This is a genomic window from Hymenobacter sp. BT559 (genome assembly GCF_017571525.1).
GTDB lineage: Bacteria > Bacteroidota > Bacteroidia > Cytophagales > Hymenobacteraceae > Hymenobacter > Hymenobacter ginsengisoli.
Genome location: NZ_JAGETY010000032.1, coordinates 1 through 1,236, shown reverse-complemented (window position 1 = coordinate 1,236; position 1,236 = coordinate 1). Strand labels below are relative to the sequence as shown.

At 51.9% G+C, this 1,236-nt stretch carries 1 protein-coding gene; it reads left to right on the top strand.

Going from position 1 to position 1,236, the window contains the following annotated elements; all coding sequences use genetic code 11:
- The first annotated feature begins 228 nt into the window (after positions 1-228).
- Positions 229-1,218, top strand: a complete 990-nt coding sequence (locus J4D99_RS21705; protein WP_208133847.1) for an IS110 family RNA-guided transposase — start codon at positions 229-231, stop codon at positions 1,216-1,218.
- Positions 1,219-1,236: the final 18 nt, after the last annotated feature.

Sequence of the window (1,236 nt, the reverse complement as noted above, 5' to 3'; positions counted from 1 at the left end):
TTATCCTATGTTCAGACACGACCCCTAATTTGGGTCAGTAAAGGAAAAGAGCGGAGTAAGATTCTAATGTTATGGGGCGTTGGAGCCCGTGTATCATGATAATCCCCGTTCTTTTTTAGGGTCACTTTGGACAGTTCCAGTAGGCCCCAGAGCCTGTATTAGGATAATAGAAGATGCCCTAGAAGTCCTTTTTATTGCTTTTTCTTCACCCTTTCCCTGCTACAATCGATGGTTATCGCCTCTTCGTTACCCGTTGTCGGCCTGGACGTGAGCAAAGCCACGGTGGCCGTTTGTTATCAAGTAAATGAGCAGCTTAAGCATTTAGAAATCAGCAACACGAAAGCTGGCTTTCAACAGCTGGTCAAGGCCTGTAGTGGGCAGTGCCGATTTGTGATGGAGGCCACCGGCACCTACAATCTGGCCTTAGCTTATTACTTGCACGAACAGGGCGGTCAGGTTGTCGTGCTCAATCCACTCGTCATCAAGCGATTCATCCAGATGCACCTAGGCAAAGGCAAAAGCGACCGTAAAGATGCCCAATGGCTCTTGCGCTATGGCCAGCAACAGCCGGCAAAAGTGTGGCAGCCGGACGAAGCGGCTTTAGTAGAGTGCCGGCAGCTCGAACAGGTCAATGAGCAGCTGCTCAAGCAGAAAGTGATGATTGGCAACGCCTTGGAAGCTTTACAGCAGCAACCTCTTGTGAGTAAAACTGCCTTGAAACGGCTCCAGCAGACGCTTAAAAGCTTGACCCAACAAGTCGCGGCAGTGGAGGCGGAACTGCTGGCCCTGTTGGAACAGCGCTTTGCGGCGGAAATGACGCTGCTGTGTTCGATCCCCGGCATCGGGCGCAAAACGGCGGGTATGCTCCTGCTCTTTGCCGGCGGTTTCACCCACTTTGATAATTACCGACAAGTGATTGCCCTGGCGGGCTTGTCGCCCCGCGAGCACACCTCTGGCACCAGTATTCGCGGCAAGGTGCGTATTACCAAAATGGGCGGGAGTTTAATCCGAGGGAAGCTGTTCATGTGCAGCTTCTCGGCCAAAAAAACGAATGCGGCCTGTGCCGCCCTCTTTAACCGACTCGTGGCGAAGGGCAAGAACAAGAAATTAGCCTTGATTGCCGTCTGCAACAAGCTCCTCAAGCAGGCTTTTGCTATCGTTAAATCGGGCGTACCCTACCAGGCCGATTTTAGCTCAAAGCTTGCGCTCACCCTCTAACTTTTAACACAGTTCATG